Annotated in this window: 1 protein-coding gene; it reads right to left on the bottom strand. The window is 40.9% G+C overall.

Annotated features, from left to right (window positions below; genetic code table 11):
- Positions 1–354: 354 nt before the first annotated feature.
- A complete protein-coding gene (locus tag QUB14_RS28525) occupies positions 355–1,497 on the bottom strand; it encodes a glycosyltransferase (protein WP_333221620.1) in 1,143 nt (380 codons plus the stop codon).
- Positions 1,498–1,744 lie beyond the last annotated feature (247 nt).

Raw genomic sequence — 1,744 nt, 5'->3', positions numbered from 1 at the left:
TACCTGGTGGCGTCGGCTTTTTTGTGTGTTTTTATGTCTATTTGGAAAAAGAACACCTGTTTTTGGGTTGAAGATAAGCCCCAATTATAAATGGGGGGACGCGATACAGAAAAAACTTATATTTAACTTTGCTTGAATATATCGATCGCTCCTGTTCTGAGTTTGCGATCGATTATTCAGCAAACCCTAGCTAAAAGTTTTCCCGATTCCACAATTATCTACAGGCTTGGCTCGATTAAGAGCGTTAATGAATTTTTACCCAAATCCCTTCTCTTACTTAATATATGAGAGTAAATTCTTATTTTCTCCTGCCGCTTAGTGACAGAAGAGGGGTATCTAATATATTGTTACAAGTCAGGTAAAAGTTTGAACGAGTAAATGCGCTATCTGCCGATCGATGTTGGTCTGGTGAAAACGCCGACTAGCTATCTCGTATGCAGATTGGGCGATCGCGATCGTAGACTCAGGTTGGTTATGACAGGTATTAATAACTTCTGCGAGTTGGTGTGGCTTGCCGGGAGGAACCAAAAATCCATTAATCCCAGGCTCTATTAATTCAATAGCACCTCCAGATTGAGCAGCAACTATAGGTCTACCACACAGCATCGCCTCGACAATAACTCTGCCAAAAGGTTCGGGTGCGGTTGAGGTATGTGCAACTAAATTACAAATTGCCATCAACTGCGGAATATCTGAACGAAATCCTAAAAACTTAACTCGATCTTCAAGTCCTAATTCTGCCACTTGTTTATGTAATTGCTGGACATAATCCTGTTCGCCAAAGAACGCATCACCCACTAAAATAGCTGTTACCTCTTTGGGACAGTAGGTAAGTGCTTCAATTAAAATATGTTGACCTTTCCAAGGTGACAATCGACTGAAATGACCTACTATAAATTGCCCATCAAGTTCTAGTTGTGTCTTGAGTTGGCTAATTTTAGAGTGATCACTCTGATAGACTTCAGGCTCAAAGCCATTGTAGACGACATCGATTATGTCCGAGCGTCCTCCTGCTTCTAGAAAAGCAGCCTGACTTGCTTTAGAGTTAGCAATAACCAATGATGCAAAGCGATTAGCCAAAGTTACAGCTAGTTTTAAGTTGCTTGGGCTGAAATGGTCTGTAGATAAAATGTCATGCAAATGATACACGAGAGGGCGACGACTCAAAAAGCTAGCTAATGCACCAACAACTAGAGCTTTTTGCGTGTTGGCGTAGACCAAATCGTATTGACGAGCTTTTTGAACCACTTTAGCAATCAAAGGTAGTAGCGCGGTTACACTACTTAAACTCTGTGTCAAGCTGCTTTCTTTACGAACTTTTATCGCTTCAGTTGCTAACACCTCAACGGGAATTTGCTGTTGTTCTAGTAATTGCCTAAAAGAACCATCTACAAATAAGCCAACTAGACAGCTATCTCGGTAGGGTTTGGCAATATCTATTAGGCAAAGCTCTGCGCCACCAGGCTTACCGCTCTGGTCTAGAAATAGTATTTTCATCCGTTTTTTTTACCTAAAAACTTTTCCATATATTCTACACGAATTACGCAATTTTTTAATTGTGAAACTATCTGTAGTGGTAAGGTGTGGTGTGCAAAGAACTCTACAACTACAGTCTCGGGCTCAAGTTTCACAATTAGTCAGGCTCTCTACTCTCACCAAGCCCTACATAGGGCTTGCTGAATAAGTGGTTCAAGTAAACACTGTATGGATTTTCGGACGAAGAAAGGTAGTAATGGTGCAAGAA

This window comes from Microcoleus sp. B3-D2, assembly GCF_036705345.1.
GTDB lineage: Bacteria > Cyanobacteriota > Cyanobacteriia > Cyanobacteriales > Microcoleaceae > Microcoleus.
This window is presented reverse-complemented; position numbering and strand designations above follow the sequence as displayed.

Bases quoted from the DNA above. Each gene is read 5' to 3' on its own strand.
- QUB14_RS28525 (WP_333221620.1), bottom strand. From the start codon at position 1,497: ATGAAAATACTATTTCTAGACCAGAGCGGTAAGCCTGGTGGCGCAGAG.